Source organism: Flavobacterium aureirubrum, assembly GCF_038739835.1.
In the GTDB taxonomy this organism is placed as follows: domain Bacteria; phylum Bacteroidota; class Bacteroidia; order Flavobacteriales; family Flavobacteriaceae; genus Flavobacterium; species Flavobacterium aureirubrum.
On record NZ_JBCGDO010000048.1, the window covers coordinates 2501 to 5493 of the forward strand.

Sequence of the window (2993 nt, forward strand, 5' to 3'; positions counted from 1 at the left end):
CAGACTCGCTTTCGCTACGGATCCAAGCCTTAAGCTCTTATCCTTGCCAGCAACGTTAACTCGTAGGCTCATTATGCAAAAGGCACGCCGTCACCCCACTTAAGGGCTCCGACCGCTTGTAAGCGTATGGTTTCAGGATCTATTTCACTCCGTTATTCACGGTTCTTTTCACCTTTCCCTCACGGTACTGGTTCACTATCGGTCTCTCAGGAGTATTTAGCCTTAGCGGATGGTCCCGCCAAATTCAGACAGGGTTTCACGTGCCCCGCCCTACTCAGGATACCACTATCCTTATCTTCTCTTACTTATACGGGACTATCACCCTGTATCGTCTACCTTTCCAGGTAGTTCTAATTCAATCCGCAAGAAATGTCGTGGTCCTACAACCCCAGCATTGCCGTAACAACACTGGTTTGGGCTAATCCGCGTTCGCTCGCCACTACTTACGGAATCACTTTTGTTTTCTTCTCCTCCGCCTACTTAGATGTTTCAGTTCAGCGGGTTTGCCCACCTATCGGTGTACTATGTCTTCAACATAGTGGGTTGCCCCATTCGGATATCTACGGATCAATTCGTGTGTGCCAATCCCCGTAGCTTTTCGCAGCTTATCACGTCCTTCTTCGCCTCTGAGAGCCTAGGCATCCCCCATACGCCCTTATTTTGCTTATTGTACTTACGTAGTAGTAAGATTGTAATATTAAGTACTAAGACTAATGTCTTGATACTTGATACTATCATCTTGATACTATCATGTTCTTTCTACTTTTTAAATATTTTCTTATCTCAATATGTCAATGAACCTTAAAGCAGTGCTCAGTATTCAGTTTGTAGTATTCAGTTATCACTAAACACTAATTACTGTGGACTGACCACTCTTTTTGTGGAGAATAACGGAGTCGAACCGTTGACCTCCTGCGTGCAAGGCAGGCGCTCTAGCCAGCTGAGCTAATCCCCCATTTTTTAGTTGCTAGTTAACAGTCATCAGTTAACACTACTTCAAACGGTTCACTCAACCTCTAAAATTTCCTTTAAGCTTACAGTTTTATTTCTTATATAAAAATAAAGTAGTCCCGCCCAGACTCGAACTGGGGACCCCTACATTATCAGTGTAGTACTCTAACCAGCTGAGCTACGAGACTCTGTTTTTTTGCTTATTATAATATTTGAACCAACAGCGAGAGTAATCTAAACGTCTAATCTTAATTCTTATCCTTTTATCGTCTCTAGAAAGGAGGTGTTCCAGCCGCACCTTCCGGTACGGCTACCTTGTTACGACTTAGCCCTAGTTACCAGTTTTACCCTAGGCAGCTCCTTACGGTCACCGACTTCAGGCACCCCCAGCTTCCATGGCTTGACGGGCGGTGTGTACAAGGCCCGGGAACGTATTCACCGGATCATGGCTGATATCCGATTACTAGCGATTCCAGCTTCACGGAGTCGAGTTGCAGACTCCGATCCGAACTGAGAACGGTTTTGTAGATTCGCTCCTGGTCACCCAGTGGCTGCTCTCTGTACCGTCCATTGTAGCACGTGTGTAGCCCAAGGCGTAAGGGCCGTGATGATTTGACGTCATCCCCACCTTCCTCACAGTTTACACTGGCAGTCTTGTTAGAGTTCCCGACACTACTCGCTGGCAACTAACAACAGGGGTTGCGCTCGTTATAGGACTTAACCTGACACCTCACGGCACGAGCTGACGACAACCATGCAGCACCTTGTAAATTGTCTTGCGAAAAGTCTGTTTCCAAACCGGTCAATCTACATTTAAGCCTTGGTAAGGTTCCTCGCGTATCATCGAATTAAACCACATGCTCCACCGCTTGTGCGGGCCCCCGTCAATTCCTTTGAGTTTCATTCTTGCGAACGTACTCCCCAGGTGGGATACTTATCACTTTCGCTTAGCCACTCAGATTACTCCGAACAGCTAGTATCCATCGTTTACAGCGTGGACTACCAGGGTATCTAATCCTGTTCGCTCCCCACGCTTTCGTCCATCAGCGTCAATCTACTAGTAGTAACCTGCCTTCGCAATTGGTATTCCATGTAATATCTAAGCATTTCACCGCTACACTACATATTCTAGTTACTTCCTAATAATTCAAGTCTGACAGTATCAATGGCCGTTCCATCGTTGAGCGATGGGCTTTCACCACTGACTTATCAAACCGCCTACGGACCCTTTAAACCCAATGATTCCGGATAACGCTTGGATCCTCCGTATTACCGCGGCTGCTGGCACGGAGTTAGCCGATCCTTATTCTTACGGTACCGTCAAGCTCCCTCACGAGGGAGTGTTTCTTCCCGTACAAAAGCAGTTTACACACCATAGATGCGTCTTCCTGCACGCGGCATGGCTGGATCAGGCTTGCGCCCATTGTCCAATATTCCTCACTGCTGCCTCCCGTAGGAGTCTGGTCCGTGTCTCAGTACCAGTGTGGGGGATCTCCCTCTCAGGACCCCTACCTATCGTAGCCATGGTAAGCCGTTACCTTACCATCTAGCTAATAGGACGCATGCTCATCTTTTACTGTTGGAACTTTAATATAATTAACATGCGAAAATTATATACTATGAGGTATTAATCCAAATTTCTCTGGGCTATCCCTCTGTAAAAGGTAGATTGCATACGCGTTACGCACCCGTGCGCCGGTCTCTCGGTCCGAAAACCAATACCCCTCGACTTGCATGTGTTAAGCCTGCCGCTAGCGTTCATCCTGAGCCAGGATCAAACTCTTCATCGTATATTGTTATGCTGAAACTTAATTCTGCATCGTATTGTAGACAAAGGCTAGTCTTCTCTAATCTTCCGATTATCTTACTCTCTTTATTTGTCCCGATATCTCTATCGAAACGGCTGTCAATTCAATATGTCTATGAACGTATTTTCTTGTTTTTATACCACTTTCATTCCCAAAGCGGGTGCAAAAGTAATCATTATTTTTTTCCTAACAAGCTTTTTTAAAATTATTTTTTAAAAATTATTTTGAAAATAT

General features: G+C 45.5%; 2 tRNA genes and 2 rRNA genes (1 of these 4 cut by a window edge). All 4 read right to left on the reverse strand.

What is annotated here, in order from left to right:
- A 23S ribosomal RNA gene (locus WFZ85_RS15700) occupies window positions 1–670 on the reverse strand; it reaches 2213 nt to the left of the window's first position.
- Window positions 671–881: 211 nt separating this feature from the next.
- Window positions 882–955, reverse strand: a tRNA-Ala gene (locus WFZ85_RS15705).
- A 110-nt stretch (window positions 956–1065) separates the two neighbouring features.
- Window positions 1066–1139: transfer RNA gene (locus tag WFZ85_RS15710), tRNA-Ile, on the reverse strand.
- An 88-nt stretch (window positions 1140–1227) separates the two neighbouring features.
- A 16S ribosomal RNA gene (locus WFZ85_RS15715) occupies window positions 1228–2741 on the reverse strand.
- The 16S and 23S rRNA genes sit together here with 2 tRNA genes alongside, the layout of an rRNA operon.
- Between the last annotated feature and the right edge of the window lie 252 nt (window positions 2742–2993).